General features: G+C 71.0%; 28 protein-coding genes. 16 read left to right on the top strand and 12 right to left on the bottom strand.

Going from position 1 to position 21,318, the window contains the following annotated elements; genetic code table 11:
• Positions 1-4: 4 nt before the first annotated feature.
• From KZC56_RS06795 to KZC56_RS06785, 3 genes are all read right to left on the bottom strand, one after another.
• Complete coding sequence (locus tag KZC56_RS06795; RefSeq protein ID WP_136032976.1) at positions 5-1,312, bottom strand: ABC transporter substrate-binding protein; 1,308 nt, start codon at positions 1,310-1,312, stop codon at positions 5-7.
• 154 nt (positions 1,313-1,466) lie between these two features.
• Positions 1,467-2,675 (bottom strand): hypothetical protein, encoded by a 1,209-nt coding sequence (locus tag KZC56_RS06790; RefSeq protein WP_247638180.1) that lies wholly within the window; start codon positions 2,673-2,675, stop codon positions 1,467-1,469.
• 68 nt (positions 2,676-2,743) lie between these two features.
• A complete protein-coding gene (locus tag KZC56_RS06785) occupies positions 2,744-3,949 on the bottom strand; it encodes a hypothetical protein (protein WP_247638179.1) in 1,206 nt (401 codons plus the stop codon).
• Between the two features lie 124 nt (positions 3,950-4,073).
• Between KZC56_RS06785 and KZC56_RS06780 the strand changes: the two genes are divergently transcribed.
• The 5 genes from KZC56_RS06780 to KZC56_RS06760 all read left to right on the top strand — a co-directional run bounded on the left by KZC56_RS06780 (position 4,074) and on the right by KZC56_RS06760 (position 7,466).
• Positions 4,074-5,147, top strand: a complete 1,074-nt coding sequence (locus KZC56_RS06780) for a M4 family metallopeptidase (RefSeq protein WP_247638178.1) — start codon at positions 4,074-4,076, stop codon at positions 5,145-5,147.
• Positions 5,119-5,439: a protealysin inhibitor emfourin gene (locus tag KZC56_RS06775; RefSeq protein ID WP_206251976.1), complete on the top strand. Its 321-nt coding sequence runs from the start codon at positions 5,119-5,121 to the stop codon at positions 5,437-5,439. Before KZC56_RS06780 ends, KZC56_RS06775 begins: the two co-directional genes overlap by 29 nt.
• 76 nt (positions 5,440-5,515) lie before the next feature.
• Positions 5,516-5,737 carry a hypothetical protein gene (locus tag KZC56_RS06770; protein WP_136046119.1) on the top strand — a complete coding sequence of 74 codons (222 nt, stop codon included), beginning with the start codon at positions 5,516-5,518 and terminating at the stop codon, positions 5,735-5,737.
• 52 nt (positions 5,738-5,789) lie between these two features.
• Positions 5,790-6,641 (top strand): ribonuclease H family protein, encoded by an 852-nt coding sequence (locus KZC56_RS06765; protein WP_247638177.1) that lies wholly within the window; start codon positions 5,790-5,792, stop codon positions 6,639-6,641.
• An 87-nt stretch (positions 6,642-6,728) separates the two neighbouring features.
• Positions 6,729-7,466 (top strand): Pr6Pr family membrane protein, encoded by a 738-nt coding sequence (locus KZC56_RS06760; RefSeq protein WP_240744618.1) that lies wholly within the window; start codon positions 6,729-6,731, stop codon positions 7,464-7,466.
• On the opposite strand, the gene KZC56_RS06755 is transcribed toward KZC56_RS06760, so the two are convergent.
• The 3 genes from KZC56_RS06755 to KZC56_RS06745 all read right to left on the bottom strand — a co-directional run bounded on the left by KZC56_RS06755 (position 7,457) and on the right by KZC56_RS06745 (position 10,335).
• A complete protein-coding gene (locus tag KZC56_RS06755) occupies positions 7,457-8,809 on the bottom strand; it encodes a flavin monoamine oxidase family protein (protein ID WP_136032963.1) in 1,353 nt (450 codons plus the stop codon). The genes KZC56_RS06760 and KZC56_RS06755 overlap by 10 nt on opposite strands.
• 154 nt (positions 8,810-8,963) lie before the next feature.
• Positions 8,964-9,941 carry an SRPBCC family protein gene (locus tag KZC56_RS06750; protein ID WP_247638176.1) on the bottom strand — a complete coding sequence of 326 codons (978 nt, stop codon included), beginning with the start codon at positions 9,939-9,941 and terminating at the stop codon, positions 8,964-8,966.
• A gap of 1 nt (position 9,942) precedes the next feature.
• Positions 9,943-10,335 carry an ArsR/SmtB family transcription factor gene (locus KZC56_RS06745; protein ID WP_136032959.1) on the bottom strand — a complete coding sequence of 131 codons (393 nt, stop codon included), beginning with the start codon at positions 10,333-10,335 and terminating at the stop codon, positions 9,943-9,945.
• 382 nt (positions 10,336-10,717) lie between these two features.
• Between KZC56_RS06745 and KZC56_RS06740 the strand changes: the two genes are divergently transcribed.
• Entirely contained in the window at positions 10,718-12,316 is a 1,599-nt protein-coding gene (locus KZC56_RS06740) for an ABC-F family ATP-binding cassette domain-containing protein (RefSeq protein WP_247638175.1), read from the top strand.
• Between the two features lie 3 nt (positions 12,317-12,319).
• Here KZC56_RS06740 and KZC56_RS06735 read toward each other — a convergent pair whose 3' ends face one another.
• Positions 12,320-12,877: a CGNR zinc finger domain-containing protein gene (locus tag KZC56_RS06735; RefSeq protein WP_281733363.1), complete on the bottom strand. Its 558-nt coding sequence runs from the start codon at positions 12,875-12,877 to the stop codon at positions 12,320-12,322.
• Between the two features lie 112 nt (positions 12,878-12,989).
• On the opposite strand from KZC56_RS06735, the gene KZC56_RS06730 reads away from it, so the two are divergent.
• The 6 genes from KZC56_RS06730 (at position 12,990) to KZC56_RS06705 (ending at position 16,361) form a co-directional block, all read left to right on the top strand.
• Positions 12,990-13,418 carry an SRPBCC family protein gene (locus KZC56_RS06730; protein ID WP_247638173.1) on the top strand — a complete coding sequence of 143 codons (429 nt, stop codon included), beginning with the start codon at positions 12,990-12,992 and terminating at the stop codon, positions 13,416-13,418.
• 33 nt (positions 13,419-13,451) lie between these two features.
• Positions 13,452-13,895: a VOC family protein gene (locus KZC56_RS06725; protein WP_206251988.1), complete on the top strand. Its 444-nt coding sequence runs from the start codon at positions 13,452-13,454 to the stop codon at positions 13,893-13,895.
• A 3-nt stretch (positions 13,896-13,898) separates the two neighbouring features.
• Positions 13,899-14,087 carry a hypothetical protein gene (locus tag KZC56_RS06720; protein ID WP_206251989.1) on the top strand — a complete coding sequence of 63 codons (189 nt, stop codon included), beginning with the start codon at positions 13,899-13,901 and terminating at the stop codon, positions 14,085-14,087.
• A 297-nt stretch (positions 14,088-14,384) separates the two neighbouring features.
• Entirely contained in the window at positions 14,385-15,656 is a 1,272-nt protein-coding gene (locus KZC56_RS06715; RefSeq protein ID WP_247638172.1) for an RNA polymerase sigma factor, read from the top strand.
• On the top strand, positions 15,653-16,009 hold the full coding sequence (locus tag KZC56_RS06710) for a YciI family protein (RefSeq protein ID WP_136036844.1): 357 nt from the start codon (positions 15,653-15,655) through the stop codon (positions 16,007-16,009). Before KZC56_RS06715 ends, KZC56_RS06710 begins: the two co-directional genes overlap by 4 nt.
• Before the next feature lies 1 nt (position 16,010).
• Positions 16,011-16,361, top strand: a complete 351-nt coding sequence (locus KZC56_RS06705) for a YciI family protein (RefSeq protein WP_247638171.1) — start codon at positions 16,011-16,013, stop codon at positions 16,359-16,361.
• Positions 16,362-16,427: 66 nt separating this feature from the next.
• On the opposite strand, the gene KZC56_RS06700 is transcribed toward KZC56_RS06705, so the two are convergent.
• Positions 16,428-17,066, bottom strand: coding sequence for a TetR/AcrR family transcriptional regulator (locus KZC56_RS06700; protein ID WP_136036846.1), 639 nt, complete (start codon positions 17,064-17,066; stop codon positions 16,428-16,430).
• 99 nt (positions 17,067-17,165) lie between these two features.
• Between KZC56_RS06700 and KZC56_RS06695 the strand changes: the two genes are divergently transcribed.
• Together KZC56_RS06695 and KZC56_RS06690 are read left to right on the top strand one after the other, a co-directional pair.
• On the top strand, positions 17,166-17,708 hold the full coding sequence (locus tag KZC56_RS06695; protein ID WP_247638170.1) for a dihydrofolate reductase family protein: 543 nt from the start codon (positions 17,166-17,168) through the stop codon (positions 17,706-17,708).
• Positions 17,709-17,817: 109 nt separating this feature from the next.
• Positions 17,818-18,570 (top strand): SDR family NAD(P)-dependent oxidoreductase, encoded by a 753-nt coding sequence (locus KZC56_RS06690; protein WP_247638169.1) that lies wholly within the window; start codon positions 17,818-17,820, stop codon positions 18,568-18,570.
• A 171-nt stretch (positions 18,571-18,741) separates the two neighbouring features.
• On the opposite strand, the gene KZC56_RS06685 is transcribed toward KZC56_RS06690, so the two are convergent.
• Entirely contained in the window at positions 18,742-19,068 is a 327-nt protein-coding gene (locus KZC56_RS06685; protein WP_136046103.1) for a DUF7882 family protein, read from the bottom strand.
• 67 nt (positions 19,069-19,135) lie between these two features.
• Positions 19,136-19,582, bottom strand: coding sequence for a MarR family winged helix-turn-helix transcriptional regulator (locus KZC56_RS06680; RefSeq protein ID WP_247638168.1), 447 nt, complete (start codon positions 19,580-19,582; stop codon positions 19,136-19,138).
• 128 nt (positions 19,583-19,710) lie between these two features.
• Between KZC56_RS06680 and KZC56_RS06675 the strand changes: the two genes are divergently transcribed.
• Both KZC56_RS06675 and KZC56_RS06670 read left to right on the top strand, forming a co-directional pair.
• Complete coding sequence (locus tag KZC56_RS06675; RefSeq protein WP_136032935.1) at positions 19,711-19,947, top strand: hypothetical protein; 237 nt, start codon at positions 19,711-19,713, stop codon at positions 19,945-19,947.
• Complete coding sequence (locus tag KZC56_RS06670) at positions 19,944-20,489, top strand: MarR family winged helix-turn-helix transcriptional regulator (RefSeq protein WP_247638167.1); 546 nt, start codon at positions 19,944-19,946, stop codon at positions 20,487-20,489. Before KZC56_RS06675 ends, KZC56_RS06670 begins: the two co-directional genes overlap by 4 nt.
• On the opposite strand, the gene KZC56_RS06665 is transcribed toward KZC56_RS06670, so the two are convergent.
• Positions 20,486-20,803 (bottom strand): ArsR/SmtB family transcription factor, encoded by a 318-nt coding sequence (locus tag KZC56_RS06665; protein ID WP_168442859.1) that lies wholly within the window; start codon positions 20,801-20,803, stop codon positions 20,486-20,488. The two genes, KZC56_RS06670 and KZC56_RS06665, sit on opposite strands and share 4 nt — an antisense overlap.
• Positions 20,800-21,273, bottom strand: coding sequence for an SRPBCC domain-containing protein (locus KZC56_RS06660; RefSeq protein ID WP_240744617.1), 474 nt, complete (start codon positions 21,271-21,273; stop codon positions 20,800-20,802). The genes KZC56_RS06665 and KZC56_RS06660 overlap by 4 nt, the downstream gene beginning before the upstream one ends.
• Between the last annotated feature and the right edge of the window lie 45 nt (positions 21,274-21,318).

Below are 21,318 nucleotides of genomic sequence, written 5' to 3'. Positions count from 1 at the left end.
CGGTCTACTTCTCCGACCGTTCCGCGACCACGTCGGCGATCGTGTCGAGCGTGGTCTGCGCGTCGACCTTGCCCTCGTAGAGCTTCTGGAACTCCTCCGCGATGGCGACGGGCAGCCCGGGGATGCGTGCCTCGGCGGGGTAGTCCTCGAAGCCGATGTCGCGCATGTCGAGGAAGGTCTGCGCGTGCGCGGGGTAGTCACCCTCCAGCACGACCTCGTCGGCACCCTTGATGGACGGGACCGCGTTGCCGCCGCCCTCGAGGCGGAAGGTCTGCCCCTCGGCGGACAGGAACTCGGTCCAGAACGTGAACGCGGCGTCCTTCACCTTGGTCTTGCCGTTGATCGCGAGGAACGACGTGGCGACGCCGGTCGGGGCTTCCGCACCGTCGGGGGTGGGCCAGCGCACGATGTCGTAGCTGTCCTGCTCGCCCGCCGCGCTCACGGTGCCGATCGTGTAGCGGCCCTGCACGAAGAACCCGGCCTTGTGCGTCACGAACACGCTGTCGGCACCGGCGCCGTCGGGGAGGGTGTCGGCGACCACGAAGGTGCCGTCCTGGAAGAGGTCGCCGAACTGCTGCATGGCCTCGACCGTGTCGGCGTCCTCGTTGGCGACGAACGTCCCCTTGTCGTCGTACGGGGCGTCGAGGCCCTGCGACGACAGCCAGCTCCAGTGGGTGGCCCAGTAGTTCCAGTACATGGTGCCGGTGAGGCCCGCGTCGTGCAGGGCCGCGTTCATCTCGAGGAACTTGTCGGTGGTCCACTCGCCGTTCTCGGCCAGGGTCGCGGGGTCTTCGGTGATGCCGGCCGCGGCGAGCGCCTGCTTGTCGTACCAGAACACGTCGGGGTTGGAGTCGTTGGGCGCCGCGTAGACCTCGTCGTCCTTCTCGGCCGCACCGAACAGGCCGGGGAAGAAGTCGTCGTAGGCGGTCTTGCTGTCCTTCGAGTCCATCAGCTCGCGCAGCGGCATGAGCCGGTTCGAGTCGACGAACTGCCCGATCATGTCGTCGCCCACGTAGAACACGTCGGGCGCGGTGTTGCTGGTCAGCTGGGCGAGCAGCTTGGAGTGGTAGTCGCCGTAGCCGGCCACGGGCTGCAGTTTGACGGTGATGTCGGGGTGGCGCTCCATGAAGTCCTTGTTGAACTCCTCGTAGCGGGTGAGCTCCTCCGGAGTGCCCCAGGTGGACCACACGACGGTGGCCTTGCCGTCGGCGTCGACGCTGCCGCCCCCGCCGCCACCGCTGCACGCGGCGAGTCCGAGTGCGAGCGCTCCGGCGGCGCCCAGGGCCAGATACCGTGTCGCAGCACGTGCCATCTCGCTACCTCTTTCATCGTTGAAGTTCGGGTCGGATCACCCCGCGGGGCTCTCCAGTATTCTGTATACAGAACGCAATCCTGTCAAGGGTGAGCCATCGCCGCACGACGAAGGGGCGGACCCACCCGGATCCGCCCCTCCTGTCCCGTGGCGGTCAGTGCCCGGCGGCACCCACCACCACGAACTCGTTGGGGACCACGTCGAGCGTGGCCTCGGCCGCGACCTCTCCCGTGTGCAGGTCGACCGCGACGATGCGCTTCTTCGCCGGCTCGGTCACATAGGCGATGTCGCCCACCACCCGCAGGCCCGGGTGCGGGTCCTGCCACTCGGCCGGGCTCTCCCACGCGTCGATGACCGACCAGGAGTCCTGCACCGCACCGGACTCGTCGAGCACGGCGAGGCTGCCGTCGGCGCCCAGCACCACGATGTCGTCGTGGGCGCTGCGCCCCACACCGCGCCACGTGTACTCGGCCGGGGCATCGACCACCGAGAGGCTCGCGGCCGCGGTGTCGACCAGCACCAGCTGCGACAGGAAGTAGCCCTCCTGGTCGGGATCCGTCTTGTAATCGCCGACCGCGACGGCGCTGGTGTCGGTCACGTAGGCGTTGCCGGTGCGCCCGAACTCGTCCGGGGCGTCGAGCTTGGTGAAGGCGCCGTCCGCGAAGAGCAGCACACCGTCCTCGCAGCCGAACATCACGACCTCCCCCTTCAGCGCGCCCTCCCCGTGCACGCTCGGGCACCGCTCGTCGCGCGCGAGCTCGGTGCCGTCCGCCGCCAGGTGCCGCACGCCGCTGCGGGCCTCGGCCGTGCCGATCGTGGACAGGACGGTGCCGTCGGACAGCTCGATGGCCACGCCGTGGTGCGCCGCCTCCGACGCGATGGTGTCGAACTCCGGCAGGGTGCCCGTGCCGACCGCGTCGGTGTCGAACACGAGCACCTCTCCGGTGCCGTCGTCGAACAGCGCGGTGCGGCCGGCGTGCGGGGTCGCGTGTCCGGCGGCCACCGCCTCGAACACCTCCCCGGTGAACTCGACGGCCCCGGAGGCGAGACCGGTGTCGAGCACGTGGAAGCCGTCCTCGGCCGTGACGAACACATGGCCGTCGTGGTCGCCCGCGCCGTTCACGCGCAGGAATCCGTCGAGCTCGGCCTCGCCGACGGTCTCGAGGGTGTCGCCGTCGAGCACGACCACGCCACCGTCGTAGGTGAGGGCGACGCGGGTGTCCGCCTCGTGATGGTCGTGCTGCTCCGGCGCGGCACCGGTGGTGTTCTCGGACGCCGGGGGAGCTCCGGCGCATCCGGCGAGGGCCACGGCGGCGATCGCGCCGAGGGCGCCCAGCGCGAGGCGGCTGCGGGGTCGGGACATGGGTTCGTCTCTCTTTCTTCTCAGGGTGCGCGGATGCGCGGCGGCGCGGGGGCGCCGAGGACTCTGGGTCAGCCGACGAGCTGGAGGAACGCGGCCTCGAGGTCGCTGAAGGTACGGGTGATGCGCGCGTCGCCGTTGTCGATCTCGTAGATCGTTCCCGCGGCGGGATCGGCGACGTAGACGCGTCGTGCGGACACCCGCAGCTCCACGCGGTCTCGCAGCGCCGGGTCTGCGATGGTCGCCGCGAGCAGGGGCTCGGTGCGGGCCAGCACGGATCCGTCCGGCGCCAGCACGCGGAGCCGTCCCTCCGCGTCGACCGCGACCGTGCGACCGGCGTCGTCTCCGAGGGCGACGGCGCGGATGAGCGGGACGTCGGAGGGGATCAGCGTCCAGGTGCGCTGACGGACGTCGAGCAGCCACGCACCGTCGTCACCGGCGACGCCGGCGAGGTCCGGCCGGTCGGCGCGACCGTCGAGCCGCGTCGCCGCGGGGGCTCCGGCCGGATACGGGATCGCCTCGCCGACGATCTCTCCGCCCACCTGCCGGGTGAAGAGCACCGTCCCTTCCGCGCACGCGAAGACCGCGCCGACGCGGGTGAGGTCGGCGTCGGAGACCGCGCCGCACGGTATCTCGGCCGCGGCGGCAGGGGCGCCCTCGCCGTCGACGATCCGGATGGTGCCGGAGGCGGTGGGCACGAGGAGCCGGTCGGCGAACGGGAGGACCGGGCCCGCGTGCGTCAGGTCGAGCCGGGCGGTGTCGAGTCCGCCGGCGAGGTCGTCGTGCGGGAGCACGACGACCTCCGCGCCGCCGAAGCCGATCGCCGTGCTCTGACCGGCCCCGCTCACCCGCACCTCTCCGTGGCCGTCCAGCGAGCCGACCTGCCGCGGCTCGCCTTGGAACGAGTGCGTGTGGTCGCCGTGCGGCACGGTCCAGCGCCCGGTATCGACCACGTCCACGGTCGCCTCGTCGCCGTCGGTGCGGGCGAGGAACACGAGGCGCCCATCGCCCGACACCGCGGCCCTCCCGGCCCCGGCGTCAGTGAGGACGACGCGCTCTTCGCTGTCGAGATCGAGAAGGGTGAGGGCGCCCCGCTCGTCCGCGACGGCGAGGGCGAGGGCGGGCGCAGCGACCTCCGCGGCGCCGCCCGAGTCGATGCCGTGCGCACCGGGATCCGCCGTCGCAGCGGGCGCGACCGGGGAGGCGCACCCGGCGGCGAGGAGGACGAGGAGGGCGGAGGGGGCGAGGGCTGCCCGCCGGAGGAGTGCGAGGTTCATGACTCTGTCACCTTATTGAGAACGATTCTCAATCTCAAGTCAGCAGGTCAGGGAGCGGGCCTGCGGCCCGTCCGGTGCGACGAGCGAGCGGACGAACGTCCGAGGCGGGGCGTAGGGTCGCACCATGAGCAGCGCAGAACCCCTCCCGCGGCACGGCGTCATCCCCTCCTACCTGCTCGCGCGCCTCGCCGAGTCCGGCCGCTTCCCCAAGGCGGCAGCCGCCGCCCGGCAGACCCTCACGGCCGGTCGTCCACCGTTCCGCGTACGCATCGACCTCTCGATCGACGAGAACGGCGACCTCGTCGCCCAGCTGTCCGACGCGCCGAACCGCACGATCAGCGACGCCGGCAACACGCAGCAGCTGCCGGGCGCCGTGGTCCGCGGCGAAGACGACGCGCCGGTCGACGACCCCGCCGTGAACGAGGCCTTCGATGGCCTCGGCGCCACGTTCGAGATGCTGCTGGCCGCCTTCCAGCGCAACTCGCTCGACGACGCGGGGGCGCCGCTCGACGCGACCGTGCACTACGGCGTCGACTACGACAACGCGTTCTGGGACGGCGAGCGCATGGTGTTCGGCGACGGCGACGGCGAGGTGTTCCGCGGCTTCACCGGCTCGCTCACCGTGATCGGGCACGAGCTCGCACACGGGGTCGTGCAGCACACCGCGAACCTGGAGTACCAGGGCCAGCCCGGCGCCCTGAACGAATCGATCGCCGACGTCTTCGGCGCGCTCACCGAGCAGTACGCGCAGGGCCAGACCGCGGCGCAGGCGAGCTGGCTCATCGGCGCCGAGATCTTCACCGAGGCCGTGCAGGGCTCGGCGCTGCGGTCGATGATCGCCCCCGGCACGGCCTACGACGACGATGAGCTCGGCAAAGACCCGCAGCCCGACCACATGAGCGGCTTCGTCCGCACGACCGAGGACAACGGCGGCGTGCACATCAACTCGGGCATCCCCAACCGCGCGTTCGCCCTGTTCGCGCGCGACCTCGGCGGCAACGCCTGGGAGCGCGCGGGAACCGTCTGGTACCGGGCGCTCACGGGCGGGCTGTCGAGCACGGCCACGTTCACGGAGTTCGCCGACGCCACGGTGGCCGCGGCCGTCGCGGTCGACGAGGAGACGGCGGCCGCGGCTCGACGGGCGTGGAGCGCCGTGGGAGTCTATGAGCATGAGCGAGGACCCGGCACCTCCGAGTGACGCCCCCGTCGTGATCGCCGTCGTGCGATCGGGCGGCATCGCGGGCATCCGTCGCCAGTGGCGTGTGGAGGCGGAGCCGTCCGACGCGGACGAGTGGATCACGCTCATCGACCTCTGCCCGTGGGACCAGGACGCCGACGCGTCACCCGGGGCCGACCGCTTCATGTGGAGCATCCGCGCGCGCACGCCCTCCGAGCGCCGGGAGCGCGAGCTGCCCGACTCCGCGCTCGAGGGCCCCTGGCGGACGCTCGTCGAGGCCGTGCGCGCCGCCTCGACCCGCGACCCCGCCTGAGCCCGGCCCGCGGGCAAGCGATCAATCCCGTGTGAATGCGACCGCGGGTCGTGCGGCCGGGGTCATGATGGACTCCATGGGACTCTTCCAGCAGCGACCCGAAGAAGAAGAGCAGCAGTGGGCTCTGCCGTCCGAGCCGCTCGAACGCTCCGACGCCGACCTCCTCGACACGGCCCCCGCGGTGGACCCTCTCACGCTCGGCCTCGGCGCCCCGGCGTCGGTGAGCTCGATCGTGTTCCCGGTCGCGCCGCCCGCGCCCGAGGCCGCCACGGTCGAGAACAGCGACCCCGAGGACTGACCGCGCTGCCCTCTCGCGCGGCCGCGTCGGCCCCCACCGATACGGTGGAAGGATGACCATCACCGCCGCCGCAGACGGCTCCGCCCTGGGCAACCCCGGCCCGAACGGCTGGGCCTGGTACATCGATGACGCCAACTGGGCGGCCGGTGGTTCCCCGCACGGCACCAACAACCAGGGCGAGCTGCGGGCCGTGCTCGAGCTCCTCCGCGCGACCGCCGGCACCGACGAGAAGCTGCTGATCGAGTGCGACAGCCGCTACGTGATCGACTCCGTGACGAAGTGGATGCCGGGGTGGAAGCGCCGCGGATGGCGCAAGTCCGACGGCGGCCCCGTGCTCAACCGCGACCTGCTGGAGGGCATCGACGAGGCGATCCGCGGACGGGACGTGGAGTTCTCGTGGGTCAAGGGCCACGCGGGGCACCCCTTGAACGAGGCAGCGGACGAGCGCGCGAACGCGGCGGCGAAGGCGTACCAGCAGGGGCAGGAACCGCGCCGGGGCCCGGGCTTCACCCTCGCGACCGACGCCGGTGCCGCGGTCGCCGCCTCCGCCCCCGTCGCCGCGCACGCCGCGACCACCTCTTCCCCGGCGGCCGCCTCTCCCGAGAGGACAGCCCCGGCCGCGAAGACCAGCTCCGTCGCGACGGCGACCTCCGCTCCGGCCGCGGGTTCCGACCGCATCACCGGGGCGCCCACCGCCTCCGGCCCCGCCGCCACCCCCGTCTCCGAGTCGTACGCGGAACCGCTGTGGGCGGAGCCCTCCGACCTGCTCGACGGCCTCGACCGCCCCGACGACGACCCGATCGAACTGCGGATCCCGCTGTCGTCCGATGAGCACGCGCGCCTCCGCGACCGCGCCGAGGCGCAGGGCGTCTCGCTCGAAGAGGCCCTGCGTCGGCTGATCTGAGCGCACGGCGCAGCCACCCGCGACGCGGCGAGCGCTCGGGTGGACTCCGTAGACTCGGCGGATGATGGTGGGGACGGTGACGCGGCGGTGAGGACCCGTACGGTCTTCGGCCTGCTCCGTCTGAGCGCAGCCGCCATCTGCCTCGTCGCCCTCATCCACCGCATGGCCTGGGGCCTGGCGTCGCACACCATCGCGAGCCAGAACTTCTTCGCCTACCTGACGAACCAGTCCAACCTCGCGTTCGTGGTGCTGCTCTCGATCGCGGGGGTGCTCGCCCTGCGGCGTGCGCGAGACCCGCGTTGGCTAACGGTGGCGCTGGCGCTCGTGCTGACGTGGACGATCACGGCCGGCCTGGTGTTCGCGATCCTGGTGTGGCAGGCGGGCGTGCGCGGCATCCGCATCGACGTGCCGTGGTCGGATCAGGTGCTGCACTTCTACCTGCCGGCGGTCACGGTCGCGGCCTGGGCGCTGGCTCCGGGGCATCGGGCCGTGCCGTGGCGTGTGGTTCCGATCACCCTCGTGTATCCGGTGCTGTGGGGTGTCGCGACGCTCATCCGTGGCCCGCTGATCGGCTGGTATCCGTACTACTTCCTCGACCCGCGGCAGGTGAGCGGTCCGCCCGAGTTCGTGATCTCGTGCGCGGTGGCCCTGGCATCGTTCAGCATCGTCGCGACCGCCCTGGTGCTGATCAGCCGGATGCCGTTGCCGCGGCGGTTGCGCACCGACGCGGATCCCGGGCCCGACGATCCCCCGGACGACGACCGCGGCAGCCCGGCCGGTGCGGTCGATGCGCGCGAGCGGGTCGGCGCGTCGGCTCAGACGTAGACGGTCAGCGACGCCAGCGCCGCGTCGAACGCGTCGTCGTCGCTGAGCTCCGCGAACTCCGCGGCGGCCGCACCCCCGACGATGCCCACCAGCACGTTCTCGCCCGTGACGGGGCGCAGATTGATCCAGGTGGGGATGACCGCGTCGGTGCCGACCGCGTGCCACACGGCCTCGTCGTTCTCCCAGAACGCCTCGTCCCACCGCAGCCACACGGTCTCGATGGCCCCCATGCCGAGCGCCGAGATGGCGCCGCGGTTGGCGAAGGGCAACGGCGGGTCGAACTCGATGCTGCGGTCCTGCAGCACCCCGAGCGGCACCGTCACCACCACCCGGTCGAACGAGAGGGCCTCCCCGGTGCCGAGGCGCACGCTCACCCCGGTGTCGTCGTAGGCCAGGCGGGCAACCGGGGAGTTCAGGCCGACCTGCACTCCGTCGAGCGCGTGCTCCACGAACGGCACGAGGCTGTCGCGGGTGGCGGCCGGGTCGCCCGTGGGCAGCGGCGGCGCGAACCAGCTGGAGAGCTCGTCGGCTGCGGCACCCGTGCGCGCGGCGAGGATGTCGAGCAGGGCGGCGGTCGAGGGATCCGCGGGGTCGATGCCCGCGGCGGTCAGCGCGTCAGTGACCGAGACGTCTTCCGGGGCGGCCTGGGCGGCGGCGATGGCGGTGGTGACGGGCACGGGGTCGACGGGTTCGATGTCGCCGTCGGGGGTGCGCCACAGCGAGCCGGTGAGGTCGACGGTTCCCACGTCGCCGGCGCGCAGCCGGTCGAGCACCTCGGCGTCGTCCTCGCCGAACAGCCAGGCGCCGAGCTGCACGGGCACCGGCCAGGAGTCGTCGCTGCGGGTGAAGACGCGCCCGCCGACGCGGTCGCGCGCCTCGAACACGGTCACCTGCAGGCCCCGGTCGGCGAGGAGGGCGGCGGCAGTGGCTCCCGCGAGGCCCGCGCCGATCACGGCGACGCGCTCCCCCGATCCCGCGGCATCCATCAGCTCGTCGACCACGCGCTCCCCCGAGGCGATGGCTCCGCGCACAGTGCCGGGGGCGTCTTCGTCGGTGGCCTCACCCGCGAAGAAGAGGCGATCGTCGACCGGGCGGCCGAGGGCGGCGCGGGCGTCGGCGAGCACTCCGACGGGGGTGAAGCTGGCAGCTCCCAGGGCGAACGGGTCGGTGGTCCAGGTGCTGCGGATGCTGCCGGCAGGGGCCGGGACGCCGGGCGGCGGCTCGGGCTCACGCGTGCGGGTGGGCGTCGGCGTGGGCTTCGGCTCCGGCGTGCAGGAGGCGAGAAGCACCGAGACGGCACCGGCTCCGGCGCCGAGGAGCAGGGTGCGGCGCGTGATCCTCATCGTGCCGCCACTTTATCCCGCTCCACCCCGGTCCGCCGCCGCACCTCCGCGACGGGCGGTCCACAACTCCCCGGAAACGGCGAGCAGGGACGCGGAATCGGCCGGATCCACGAGGGACCCGGCCGATTCCGAGGAGTCGTGGACGACGCGGCGGTCAGACCGCCAGCAGTTCGCGTTCCAGGCGGGCGAACGAGGCCTCCATGCCGTCGGCCATGCCGGTGGCGAGGATCATGTCGCGCGTCTCCTTGTCGGGGTACTCGATGAGCACCGTGACGAGCGTGGCGCCGTCCTCCTCGTAGAGGCTCAGGTCGTTGACGGTCTCGGTGGGCATGCCCTGCATGCGTTCGGTGGTGACGGCGCGGCGCGGGGCGTCGATCAGCAGCGCCTCACCCTCGAACCCGAACGGCTCGCCCTCGGTGTCGCCGACCGGCGCCCATGAGTTGCGGTACGACTGGCCGACCTCGGTGGCCGCGATGCATTCGGTCATCTCCCACCCGTCCGGGCCGAGCATCCACTGGCGGATGAGGTCGGGCTCGAAGTGCGCGCGCCACACCAGCTCGCGCGGACCCTCGACGAGCCGGGTGATGCGCACGTGGGTGTCGTCGAGCAGCTCCACCCGGGTGCCCTTGCCCTGCGCGTAGTCGCGGAGGTCCTGCAGCACGGCGTCGAGCTGGCCCATCGCCATCTTGATGCCCTCGACCTGACCCATCTCGACGACCTGTTCGAGCGCGTCGACCGAGTCGAAGTGGCTCGTGGTGACCATGCGGGTGCCCTCGGGCGTGGAATCGAACGTGAAGCTCATGCGCTGCGCGGGGAAGCCGTCGAGGGGCTTTCCGTGCTCGTCGGCGAAGGAGTCGAGCACCTCGAAGCGGTGCGGTTCCTCGATGGCGAGGAACTCCCAGACGCCCGTCGACTTCTCGCCGCGCGGTCCGTTCATCGTGTAGACCGCGCGGCCGCCGACCGTGTGGTCCCACGCGGTGAAGGTGGCGGGCCAGCCGGGAGGACCCCAGAAGCGTTCGAGCTGGCGCGGATCGCTGTACGCGTTCCAGACCCGCTCGATGGGGGCGGGGAAGTCGGCCGTGACGGTCATCGTGAGGTCGTCGGCATCGGTGGTGACGTCGGTGGCGGGCATGTCAGTCTCCTGGGTTCTCTCGTGCGTTGTCGGTGGTGTCGTTGTCGGGGCGACCGGCGGGCGTCTCGGCCAGCAGGTCGTCGAGCCGGGCGATGCGCGACCGCCACAGCTCTTCGTAACGGGCGAGGAGCGCCCTGGCGCGGGCGATCATCTCGGGGTTCGCGCGGACGAGCCGCTCGCGTCCCTCGGCGCGCTTGACGATGAGGTTCGCGGCCTCGAGCACGGCCACGTGCTTCTGGACAGCCGCGAACGACATCTCGTATTCGGCGGCGAGGGTCGAGACGGACTGCTCCCGCTCGATCGTCCGGCGCAGGATGTCGCGCCGGGTCGACGTCGCCAGTGCGTGGAACACACGGTCGACCTCCGCTTCGCTCAGTTCTGTTCGTGCAACCATTTGGTTGTACGTTATGCCTGGCGTGCGGGCGTGTCAAGAGGTATGTGTGGCGACGTCGCCCCGGGTCGTCGTCGTCGGTGAGGCGACGCTAGGATCGAGCCATGGAAATCGACGAGGTCGACAGAGCGTAGGCGCCGGCCATCTGGCCACATCCCGCTGCGCCCCCTTCCCTCCCGCGACGAGCCGGGCCATCGCCCGGTCGTCGACCACAGCATCCGCCGCTGACGCGCATTCCGTTCGCGAGCACGGATGGGCATCGAACGTCCGCGTCGCGCGCCGTTCGGTCGCACGGGGCCGCATCCCGCTGAATCCTCAGCGCGCCCATTTCCGACCCCGCTGACCCCGTCAGCAGCCCGCACCGGGCAGAACACGAGAGATCCTCATGTCGACCTCATCCGTCATCACCCTTCAGAACGTCTCCTTCGAGTGGCCGGACGGCACGCTCGCGCTCGACGACGTGACCGGCAGCTTCACAGCGGGCCGAACCGGCCTCATCGGCAGGAACGGCGCCGGAAAGTCCACCCTCCTCCGCCTCATCGCCGGCGATCTGACGCCGTCGCGCGGTCGCATCCACACCGCCGGCGACGTCGGCTATCTCCCGCAGATGCTGACGCTGGGACACGACGCGACCATCGCCGAGCTCCTCGGGGTGCACGACATCCTCGCTGCGATCCGCGCCATCGAGGGCGGCGACGTCGACGTGCGCCACTTCGACACCATCGGCGACGACTGGGACATCGAGCCGCGCGCGAACGAGGCCCTGAGCCAGCTGGGGTTCGCCGACACCGCACTGGATCGGCGCGTCGGAGAACTGTCCGGCGGCGAAGCGATGTTGATCGCCATCTCAGGACTGCGTGTGCGACGTACGGCGATCACCCTGCTTGACGAGCCGACGAACAACCTCGACCGTCGGACCCGCGGGCGGTTGGCGGAACTCGTCGACCAGTGGCCGGGAACGCTCATCGTGGTGAGCCATGATGTGGAACTGCTCGAGCACATGGACGCGACCGCGGAGCTGCACGCCGGGAACCTCTCGGTCTTCGGCGGCCCGTACAGCGAGTTCACCGCGCACCTGGAGCTGGAGCAGGCGGCCGCGAGCCAGGCCGCACGGACCGCGCAGCAGGCGTTGAAGGTGGAGAAGAAGCAGCGCATCGAAGCGGAGACGAAGCTCGCCAGGCGTGAGCGCACCGGCAAGAAGACGCAGGCCAGCGGCGGCATCCCGAAGATCATGGCCGGCAACAGGGCGAGCAAGGCGCAAGCCGCCGCCGGATCGATGCGGACGACCCTGGACGACAAGGTGCGCAGCGCTCAGGCTGCCGTCGACGCGGCCGACGCGCGCGTTCGCGCCGAGGAGCACATCCATCTCACCCTGCCTGACCCCGATGTTCCGCGTGCGCGCCGTATCGCCGAGCTCACCGACGGCGAGACGACGATCGTCATCCAGGGACCAGAGCGCGTCGCGCTCGTCGGGCCGAACGGAGCCGGCAAGTCGACGCTGCTGGAACGCCTTCTCCGCGGTGAGCCCGTCTCGGCGGGGCGCCCGTCCGGGTCGCTGCTGACGGACCGGGTCGGCTACCTCCCGCAGCGACTCGACGGACTCGACGATGCGCAGTCCGCGTTCGCGATCATTCAGCGCGCCGCTCCCGCCTCCGCGCCGGATACCGTGCGCAACCAGCTCGCGCGCCTCCTCATCCGTGGCGCGGCCGCCGACAGACCCGTCGGAACCCTGTCGGGCGGTGAGCGCTTCCGTGTCAGCCTCGCCCAGCTGCTCCTCGTCGAACCGCCGGCTCAGCTGCTCATCCTCGACGAGCCGACGAACAATCTCGATATCACGAGCGTGGATCAGCTCATCGAAGCGCTCGGAAGCTACCGCGGCGCCCTCCTGGTCGTGAGCCACGACGCCGACTTCCTGAGACGTCTCGGCATCGAGCTGCTGATCGAGATCGACGAGCAGGGCCGACTCCGTCGAGCGTCCGTGTGAAGCTCAGGCGGACGCGCTCGCGGGGGCGTCGCGGTGACGAGCCCGGAACTGTGCGGCCTTGACGCGGTTGCCACAGGTGCGCATCGAGCACCATTCCCGGCGACCGCCCCGCGAACGGTCGACGTACACCTGCGTGCAGCCCGGCCGCCCGCACTCGCGGAGCAGCGCGGCGTCGTCACCGCCGAAGAGCTCGACGGCGTTGCGCGCCACCGTCGCGAGCCCGTTCGCGGCCGATCCCTCTCGCCGGGTGGAGGCGTCGTCGAGCATCAGCCGCACGGGGGCGGAGCCGGCCCAGCGGTTGAGCACGCCGACGGCCACACTCGGCAGTCCGTGCCCCTGCAGTCGTGCGAGAGCGCAGTCGTAGATGGCTTCGCGCAGCTCGATCGCGCGCTCCAACTCCGTCCGGCTGGCCGCGGGCGCCTCGCCGATGACGCCCGCTTCGACGAACCAGGCGTCGAGCGCGGGCCCGTCGGCGAGCATCTCGCGCGGCTCCGGATCGCGGCGCGCGCGAAGCGTGCCCACGAAATCGAGAGCGAGAGTCCCACAGGGGAAGGCGTGCATCACGTAACCACTCTAACGGGTATCGAGCGGATCGGGGTAACCAGCTTGACAGGTTACTCGGGCACTGTCAGAGTGTAACCATTCCAAACGGTTACTCTCCGAAAGGCCCCCGATGTCCGTCACCCGTTTCCAGGTGTCCTCGCCGCTCTCCCCCACGGCCGCCATGGCCGTCCTCACCGACTTCAGCCCCGCTCGCACCGATGCCTGGTCGGGCATCGAGCCCGAGCACTTCCACGTGCACGACCGCGGAGCGAACTGGGCCGAGGTGACCGAAGGCAACGACGCCGCCTGGGAGCGCGGACGCTACGAGTGGGACACCGCCGCGGGCTCCGCGACGATGGTCACCCACGACTCCAAGCTGTTCGGCGCCGGCGGCGGCTGGGACTTCCGCTTCACCCCCGCGAGCGGCGGCACGCTCATCGACGTCACGCTGACCAGAACCCCTGCCGCCTTCGGCCCCCGGGTGCTCGCCGCGCTCCTGCCCCTCCTCGGCACCCCCGGCCTCAAGAAGTCGTTCACCTCCGCCTTCAGCGCCCGCTGACCGCGCCCACCCGCAAGAACAGGAACAAGCACCATGGAACTCGCCCTCGAGATCGTCGTCCTCCCCGTCTCCGACGTCGACCGCGCCAAGGATTTCTACACCAGAATCGGTTTCCGCGAGGACGCCGACTTCGCCACCGATCGCGGACTGCGCGTCGTGCAGTTCACCCCACCAGGATCGAGCGCCTCGATCATCTTCGGCGAGCAGCTCACGTCGGCTCGGCCCGGCAGCGCGCGCGGGCTGCATCTGGTGACCTCCGACCTCGCGGGTGCCCGGCAGGAACTCGCCGACCGCGGGATCGACATCACCCCCATCTGGCACGACGCCGACGGCGTCTTCCACTGGGCCGACGGCCACAACCGCGTCGACGGGCCGAACGAGGAGCACGACAGCTACGCGTCGTACGCCTCGTTCGACGACCCCGACGGCAACGAGTGGATCATCCAGCAGGTGATCGACCGACTCCCCGGGCGCTGATCGATGGCCGAGTCGATCGACACCGAACGCGCAGCGGGCGTTCTCGAGGAACTGCTCCGCACGACCGCTGCGGCCCACGGCATCTACGAGCGCGAACAGCTCGGCGGCGTCTACGACGAGCAGTGGCCCACCTGGTACGCGTCGTTCCTCGCGCGGGCGCTCGCGGAACACGGATACGCCCTGACGAGGTAACCAGGAGGACTGGAGCCTGTCTCGCCGGAGGTGTCGAAATGCGCGGGTGCCGTTCGTGGTGTGAGTATCCGGAGTCCTCGGGCTCCCCTCACCCCGGAAGGCGGCACCCGTGCATACTGATCCGATGATGGCGCTGCTGCTCCACGACACGGCAACGCACCAGGGGTCCGTCGCGTGGCAGAGACGAGCGGCCCTCGCCGATCGCCGGATCGCCGTCCCGCCCGCGCCTCGCGGGAGCGGTGCACGACTCGCTCCGATCCGGCGCGTCTTCGCGGCCCTGTCGACGCGGAGGGCATCGTGACGCCGACGCCCTCCCACGCGGGGGCGGCCAGGACGGCCATCACGCGGACGCATCGGGAGGAATGGACCCGGATCGTCGCCGGACTGGCGCGCCGCTTCGGCGACCTCGATCTGGCCGAGGAGATGGCCGCGGAGGCGTTCGCGGCAGCCGTGGAGCACTGGCCGGCGCACGGCATCCCGCCGAACCCGGCCGGCTGGGTGACGACCACCGCGAACCGCCGTGCGATCGATCGGCTCCGTCGCGAGGCACGTCGCGACGAGAAGCACCGGGAGGCGATGATGCTGCACGACACAGACCCGCCGGCATCCGCGGGCGTGGTGGAAGACGATCGGCTGCGCCTGCTCTTCATCTGCTGCCACCCGACGCTGCCGCTGGAGGCCCGCGTCGCCCTGACGCTGCGCATGGTCGGCGGCCTCAGCGTCGCGGAGATCGCCCACGCGTTCCTCGTGCAGGACACCACGATGGGCCAGCGCATCTCCCGGGCGAAGGCGAAGATCAAGGCCGCCCGGATCCCGTTCACGATCCCGCGCGCGGAGGACCTCCCCGCCCGCACCGACGCCGTCCTGACCGTGCTGTATCTCGTGTTCAACGAGGGGTATCTCGCGTCAGGCCCGGACTCGCCCCCGCTCCGGCGGGACCTGACCGCCGAGGCGATCCGCCTCACGAGACTCGCCCACGACCTCCTCCCCGACGACCCGGAGGTGACCGGGCTTCTCGCCCTCATGCTGCTCACTGAGGCGCGAGCCGCCGCACGCGTGTCCCGCGACGGCGAGCTCGTGCGGCTGGACGAACAGGACAGGACAGCGTGGGACCGGTCCGCCATCACGGAGGGCCTGCAGCTCCTGCACTCCCGCGCCGACGAGCGGGAGGCCGGGCGTCCGGGACGGTATCTGCTGCTGGCCGCGATCAACGCAGTGCACGTCACCGCCGCCGACGCGCGGGACACCGACTGGGATCGGATCGTGTCGCTGTACACGCGGCTCGAGCAGATCGATCCGAGCCCCGTCATCACCCTCAACAAGGCGATCGCGGTCTCCGAGTTCGACTCCTCGCAGGTCGCCCTCGCGATGATCGAGCCGCTCGCCGAGACGCTCGACGGCCACCACGCCTTCCACGTCGCGCGTGCCGAGCTGCTGCGTGCGCTCGGCCGACCGGCCGAGGCCCGCTCCGCCTACGACCGCGCGATCGCCCTCGGCGGCAACACCGCCGAGACCGCGCACCTCATCCGCCGCCGCACTCACCTCACAAGAAACGGAGACACCCCATGAGCAGCACGTACCTCGTCATCCACATGTCCGATTCCACCGGGACCCCGCTGGCCCGCGCGGAGGATCAGGAGATCCTCGAACGCTGGGCGACCGAGGGCGACGCGGCGGGGCGCCTCGGAGACGGCGGCCCGGTCGCCGGACCCGAACAGGCGAAATCCGTCGCGGTCCGCGACGGGAAGACGATCATCACCGACGGCCCGTTCCCGGAGTTCAAGGAGTGGTTCGCGGGTTACGACCTCGTCACCGCCGACTCGATCGACGAGGCCGCCGCCTTCATGGCGAAGCATCCCGTCGCGATCGCGGGCCGGATCTACATCCTGCCGCTGGTGAAGCTCCCCTGGGACGAGTCCTGACGTGCCCCGGTTCGCGATCCTGATCTACGCCGGCGACTCCCGACACGCCCCCACGGCGACCCCGGAGGAGCTGCAGGAGTGCGATGAGCACTTCGACTCCCTGGTCGCGTCCGGCCGCATGCGGGCCGCGTACGCGCTGACCCCTCGGTCGATGGCGCGCACGCTGCGGGCGGACGGCCCGACCGACGGGCCCTACGGGTCGGGGGACGTCGTCGCCGGGTTCTACATCCTGGATGCCGCCGACATCGACGAGGCCATCCATCTCGCTCGGACGGACCCGTCGTTGCTGTCCGGCGGGGGCGTCGAGGTGCGTCCGGTGCACACCGGCGGTTCCGTCACGCCCCCGGCGTGATCTCCGTTCACGGGCCCCCTCCCTTCCCGAGCGACGCCAGGGCGACCGGGGCGACGAGCGGGGCGATCACTCAGCCGCCGCGGGCCGCGCCGCGTGGCGCGCGGCGATCGTGCGCGCGGCCTCCTCGACGACCCGTCGCTGCTCGGCGCCCGTGATCGACCAGGTGCCGTGCACGAGGCGCGGCCAGAAGACCTCGGAGGCGATCATCCCGAGGAACTGCGCCGAGGTGCGGTCCGGTTCGGGGATGTCCGCTGTGCCCGCCGCGTGCGATGCCCGAAGGAAGCGCCCCAGCGCCTCCAGCACGGGGAGCGTGCCGAAGTCGAAGGTCCGCTCCCGCACCTCGGGGAACTTCGGCGACTCGGCGATGACGGTCCGCATCAGGTCGACCATCTGCGCACGGGTCACCAGTTCCGCGTAGGCGTGCCCGAGCGCCACGAGCCCCTCCTCGAAGTCGTCCGTCGACACCTCCACGGGGTCTGGGTCGCGCGCTCCTCCGGCCGCGAGCACCGCCGCCTCGAACAGCGCCGCCTTGGTCGGGAACTGCTTGAACAGCGTGGCGGTGGAGACCCCTGCTCGCTCGGCGACGCGAGCCAGCGACGTGCGGTCATATCCGGATTCGAGGAACAGCGGTGTCGCGGCGGCGAGGATCGCCTCCCGGTTCGTCGCCGCCAGCGCTCGGTGATAGGAGGAGTCGCCGCGAGTCATGCCTCCAGTATCCCATAGTAGTGAGCGCATTGACTTCCCTCTCCACTCCACATACGGTTTGAGGCAAGTCACTCAACTCATCTCTTCGAAGGAGCACTCATGGCCACGGTGATCGTCCATGCCACCGTCACACTCGACGGATTCCTCGCCGATGCGGACGGCGGTGTCGACTGGATGTTCGGTCGACCATCCGCCCCCGAAGACGACACCGTCGTCGAGCGCGTCACGAGCCGCATCGGAGCCATCGTCGGCGGCGCGAACAGGACGCAGACGATCGACGACGGAGAGATCCCCTACGGCGGCATGCTCCGAGTGCCGGTCTTCCTCATGACGCACCACCCCCACGAGCCGATCGAGCGCGACGGCATCACCTACACGTTCGTCGTGGACGACATCGCCGAGGCCGTCGAGCGCGCCTCGCAGGCCGCCGGCGACGGGTGGGTGAGCCTGCTCGGCGGAAGCATCTCGCGCCAGTGCCTTCGCCTCGGGCTGGTCGACGAGATCCATCTCGACGTGGCACCGGTACTGCTCGGCGACGGCATCTCCCTGTTCGCGGGCCTCGGGCAGCGCATCGAGCTGGAGAGGCTGGAGACGTCGGCGTTCGCGAGCGAGGCTCATCTGCGCTACCGAGTCCTCCGCTGACTTCCATTCACGTGAATCCACCTCCGATATTCCGGCGTAGGCTGGAGGGAAGGACGGACCGTCCGAGAAGATCTCCCGGCACCGCGCCCGCCCGGAAGAGGAGTCTCTCGTGGCTCAGTACGACGTCTCGAACCGCTCGGCGATCGTGACGGGAGCAGGCAGCGGCATCGGCCGCTCGGTCGCGCTGCTGCTGGCGCAGAACGGCGCGTCGGTGGTCGTGAACGACCTGAACGCGGAGCACGCGCAGGCCGCGGTCGACGAGATCCGCGCCGCGGGCGGCACCGCCGAGGCCTCGGTCGGCGACGCGACCGACCCCGCCTGGATCGCCTCGTCGGTCGAGCTCGCGAACTCCCTCGCGCCCCTGCGCATCGGCGTCAACAACGCCGGCATCGGCGGCGCCACCGCCCCGACGGCCGACTACGAGGAGGACGCGTGGGACAAGGTCATCGCGATCAACCTCAACGCCGTGTTCCGCAACATGAAGGCGCAGATCCCGTCGATCCTCGCGAACGGCGGCGGCTCGGTCGTGAACATCGCCTCGATCCTCGGCAGCGTCGGCTTCGCGGGATCGCCCGCCTACGTCACGGCCAAGCACGGCGTGGTCGGCATGACCAAGACGGCCGCACTGGAGTACTCGGCGCAGGGCGTGCGCGTGAACTCGGTGGGCCCCGGCTTCATCGACACCCCGCTGCTGGCGAACATGGGCGACGAAGCGAAGGAGTTCCTCGTGTCGAAGCACCCGATCGGTCGGCTCGGGCAGGCCGACGAGGTCGCGAACCTCGTGGTGTTCCTCGCGAGCGACGCCGCGAGCTTCATCACCGGCAGCTACCACCTGGTCGACGGCGGCTACACCGCCCTGTGACAGACGGAGCGGCATCCGGCGGCCGGGAACCCGAATCCCAGGCGGCCGGATGCCGCTCGATGGCGAGGCGGAGCCCCCGCTCCGTTCTCGCCGAGGCCATCACCGCACGTGGTCCGAGAGCCCTTCGAGAGGACCACGATGGACGGTGAGGCTGGCTTGCATCCTCCGTTTTCAGGCGGTCATCGCGTGCAGCTCACGCGATGCCAGCTCGAGCGACAGCTCGGCGTCGGTGAGGTCGAGGCCTCCGGTGGAGCTCGCGGCCTGCATCAGGCGCGCCAGGAGCGGTCGGTGCAGCTCGACCGTGGAGTCGAGGGCGAAGCGCACCGGGATGGACGCGTGCATCCACAGCGTCTCCGACTGTCCGTCTCCCGTGGGCACGGTGAGAGCGAACGGCTCATTGCGGCGGAGCTTGGTGACGGTTGCGGCTCGGAGATGCGCGAGCACCTCGTCGTCGATCTCGATCGGAGCGGTGGCATTCGCGTACGTCAGGGTTCCCATGATCTCTCCTCGTGCAGAAAGCTGGACGAGGATAGTTTACTAGTTTAACTAGTTAAATCAAGTCGGGTCAGGGGAGGTCGCCGAGCTCGTCGGTCAGGCGGCGCAGGAACCGCGAGATCGCAGCCGCCTCCTGCTCGGTGAACTCGCCGGCGAGCGCCGCCACCCGCACCGACAGCTCGTCGCCCTGCGAGTGGAGGTCCCGCAGGGAGGGACGCAGCACCTTGGACCGGGCATCCAGCGGATGCGGCGCGACCACGATCTGCCCACGCTCCGACAGGCGGCGGATCACGCTCGTCACCGCCGCAGTGCTGATGCCGAGGAAGCCGGCGAGGTCGCGGGGGGTGAGGGGACGCTCGGCCGGCGCGGTGCCGATAAAGTGCATCGCGGCCCGGTCGGTGTCGTTGGGCTCGCGACGGGCGGCGAGGCGGCGGTTGAGCTGGGCGTCGGCGCGACGGAAGTCGTCCACATCGCGCGCGAGCGACGACGTCGCCACATCCGTGCTGGTCTTCCCCATGCCGAGTACTCCTTCCCCGCAGCCCATGGTACCTCGACAGTCTGACAACGAGGCAGACTAGCGATTATTCCGCGCGATCGGGCACTTCCGGGATGCGATGATGGAGACATCGCCCCCGAAAGGATGCCATGCCCGAGCGATTCAGTCTCGAGGAGGCGTCGTACATCAGCTACGCCGATCTGCTCGAACGCCTGGAGGAGCGCTTCCCCTCCGTCACGCGACGCCGGATCGAGCAGATCATCGGCGCCGAGACCGACGCCATCACGGGCGGCCTCCTGCGCATCGTCCCGGCCGAGGTCGAGACGGGCGCGATGGAGATGCTCGAGCGGGAGGCCGGGTCGAGCGACGAGGGGGAGGTCGCGTGACCGACAGCAGAGGCGAGTTCCACGCCTCCGGATACTGGTACCCCGAGAGCGACACCGCCTCCACCGTCGACGTGCTGAACATGCTGCGCCGCTACCGCAGTGCCGAGACCGCCATGCGCGCCCGCACCCGCGCCTCGATGGGCATGAACGAGACCGACCTCGTGGCCCTGCGCTTCCTGCTCCGCGAACAGCGGGCCGGGCGCATCGTACGACCGATCGACATCGCCCGGATGCTCGACATCTCCACGGCATCGACCACCACGCTGATCGACCGCCTGGAGCGCGGAGGTCACGCGCGCCGCGAGCCGCATCCGACCGACCGTCGCGCGGGCATCGTCGTCCCCACCGTCAGCAGCGATGAAGAGGTGCGCGCGACGCTCGGCGCCATGCACCGCCGGATGCTGAGCCTCGTCGATGAGCTGTCCGACGCCGAACGCGGCACCGTGATGCGCTTCCTGGTCGGCATGACGGCCGCGATCGAAGAGGCTGCGGAGACCGACGGGGAGCATGGCGACGCCGAGGCCGCGAAGGAGATGGCCTAGAGCCCTTCCGCGATCTGCTTGATCGCGGCGAGGCGTCGGTCCCACTCGCGGCCGATCGCGTCCAGCGCGGTGGCGGTGGCCGACAGCTCGGCGCCGATCACGCGGAACCGCACCTCGCGGCCGACGCGCACCGGCTCGACCAGCCCGACTTCCTGCAGCACGCCGAGGTGCTTCGCGATGGCCTGCCGCGAGACGGGCAGCCGCCCGGCGAGGGCGGACGCGGAGGCGTCGCCCTCACCGAGCGCGGTCAGGATGCTCCACCGCGTCTCGTCGGCGAGGGCCGAGAGCACGGGCAGAAGGGTCGGCGCCGTCACGTGCGGTCCTCGACCAGTGCGACGAGCTTGTCGAGCTCGAGCTCCCAGCCGGTGCGGTGCGACTCCAGGTTCGCGCGCGGGTCGGACGTGCGGTCGAACCCGCTCTCCACGACCGTGAGCTGCGTGCCGCCGTCGACCTCGTCGAGCGTGAAGGTGAAGACGGTGGAGGTCGCCTCGTCGATCCGCTCGGGCAGGCTGCCGAGCGCGTCGTCGTTGTTCCACCGGTAGGTGATGCGGCGCGGGGCGTCGAACTCCTCCACGCGCAGCGGGATCACGTCGTAGTCGGGGAACGTCATCGTCCCGGTCGCGCCCACCCCGGAGCCCGCGAGCTCTGTGCGACCGAACCAGCGCGACACGTGCTCCGGCTCGGCCACCGCCTGCCAGACCTTGCCGATGGGGGCGTCGATGCGGATGGTCCGACGGACGGAGAAGGCTTCCTCGTCGACCACCGCTGCGTCACTGCGAGTCATGTCCACCATGATGGTTCCTTTCTCGGGTCGGCGTCGGAATGACGA

Origin of the sequence: Microbacterium sufflavum, from assembly GCF_023091155.1 — a bacterium.
GTDB classification, from domain to species: domain Bacteria; phylum Actinomycetota; class Actinomycetes; order Actinomycetales; family Microbacteriaceae; genus Microbacterium; species Microbacterium sufflavum.
The sequence above is the reverse complement of the archived record's forward strand: the minus strand, read 5'-3'. Positions and strand labels throughout refer to the sequence as shown.

Bases quoted from the DNA above. Each gene is read 5' to 3' on its own strand.
- KZC56_RS06775 (WP_206251976.1), top strand. From the start codon at position 5,119: ATGAGCGAGGACCCGGCACCTCCGAGTGACGCCCCCGTCGTGATCGCC.
- KZC56_RS06785 (WP_247638179.1), bottom strand. From the start codon at position 3,949: ATGAACCTCGCACTCCTCCGGCGGGCAGCCCTCGCCCCCTCCGCCCTC.
- KZC56_RS06745 (WP_136032959.1), bottom strand. From the start codon at position 10,335: ATGGTTGCACGAACAGAACTGAGCGAAGCGGAGGTCGACCGTGTGTTC.
- KZC56_RS06790 (WP_247638180.1), bottom strand. From the start codon at position 2,675: ATGTCCCGACCCCGCAGCCGCCTCGCGCTGGGCGCCCTCGGCGCGATC.
- KZC56_RS06700 (WP_136036846.1), bottom strand. From the start codon at position 17,066: ATGACTCGCGGCGACTCCTCCTATCACCGAGCGCTGGCGGCGACGAAC.
- KZC56_RS06780 (WP_247638178.1), top strand. From the start codon at position 4,074: ATGAGCAGCGCAGAACCCCTCCCGCGGCACGGCGTCATCCCCTCCTAC.
- KZC56_RS06720 (WP_206251989.1), top strand. From the start codon at position 13,899: ATGGCCGAGTCGATCGACACCGAACGCGCAGCGGGCGTTCTCGAGGAA.
- KZC56_RS06675 (WP_136032935.1), top strand. From the start codon at position 19,711: ATGCCCGAGCGATTCAGTCTCGAGGAGGCGTCGTACATCAGCTACGCC.
- KZC56_RS06725 (WP_206251988.1), top strand. From the start codon at position 13,452: ATGGAACTCGCCCTCGAGATCGTCGTCCTCCCCGTCTCCGACGTCGAC.
- KZC56_RS06695 (WP_247638170.1), top strand. From the start codon at position 17,166: ATGGCCACGGTGATCGTCCATGCCACCGTCACACTCGACGGATTCCTC.
- KZC56_RS06680 (WP_247638168.1), bottom strand. From the start codon at position 19,582: ATGGGGAAGACCAGCACGGATGTGGCGACGTCGTCGCTCGCGCGCGAT.
- KZC56_RS06755 (WP_136032963.1), bottom strand. From the start codon at position 8,809: ATGAGGATCACGCGCCGCACCCTGCTCCTCGGCGCCGGAGCCGGTGCC.
- KZC56_RS06740 (WP_247638175.1), top strand. From the start codon at position 10,718: ATGTCGACCTCATCCGTCATCACCCTTCAGAACGTCTCCTTCGAGTGG.
- KZC56_RS06750 (WP_247638176.1), bottom strand. From the start codon at position 9,941: ATGCCCGCCACCGACGTCACCACCGATGCCGACGACCTCACGATGACC.
- KZC56_RS06710 (WP_136036844.1), top strand. From the start codon at position 15,653: ATGAGCAGCACGTACCTCGTCATCCACATGTCCGATTCCACCGGGACC.
- KZC56_RS06770 (WP_136046119.1), top strand. From the start codon at position 5,516: ATGGGACTCTTCCAGCAGCGACCCGAAGAAGAAGAGCAGCAGTGGGCT.
- KZC56_RS06730 (WP_247638173.1), top strand. From the start codon at position 12,990: ATGTCCGTCACCCGTTTCCAGGTGTCCTCGCCGCTCTCCCCCACGGCC.
- KZC56_RS06685 (WP_136046103.1), bottom strand. From the start codon at position 19,068: ATGGGAACCCTGACGTACGCGAATGCCACCGCTCCGATCGAGATCGAC.
- KZC56_RS06795 (WP_136032976.1), bottom strand. From the start codon at position 1,312: ATGGCACGTGCTGCGACACGGTATCTGGCCCTGGGCGCCGCCGGAGCG.
- KZC56_RS06660 (WP_240744617.1), bottom strand. From the start codon at position 21,273: ATGACTCGCAGTGACGCAGCGGTGGTCGACGAGGAAGCCTTCTCCGTC.
- KZC56_RS06765 (WP_247638177.1), top strand. From the start codon at position 5,790: ATGACCATCACCGCCGCCGCAGACGGCTCCGCCCTGGGCAACCCCGGC.
- KZC56_RS06735 (WP_281733363.1), bottom strand. From the start codon at position 12,877: ATGCACGCCTTCCCCTGTGGGACTCTCGCTCTCGATTTCGTGGGCACG.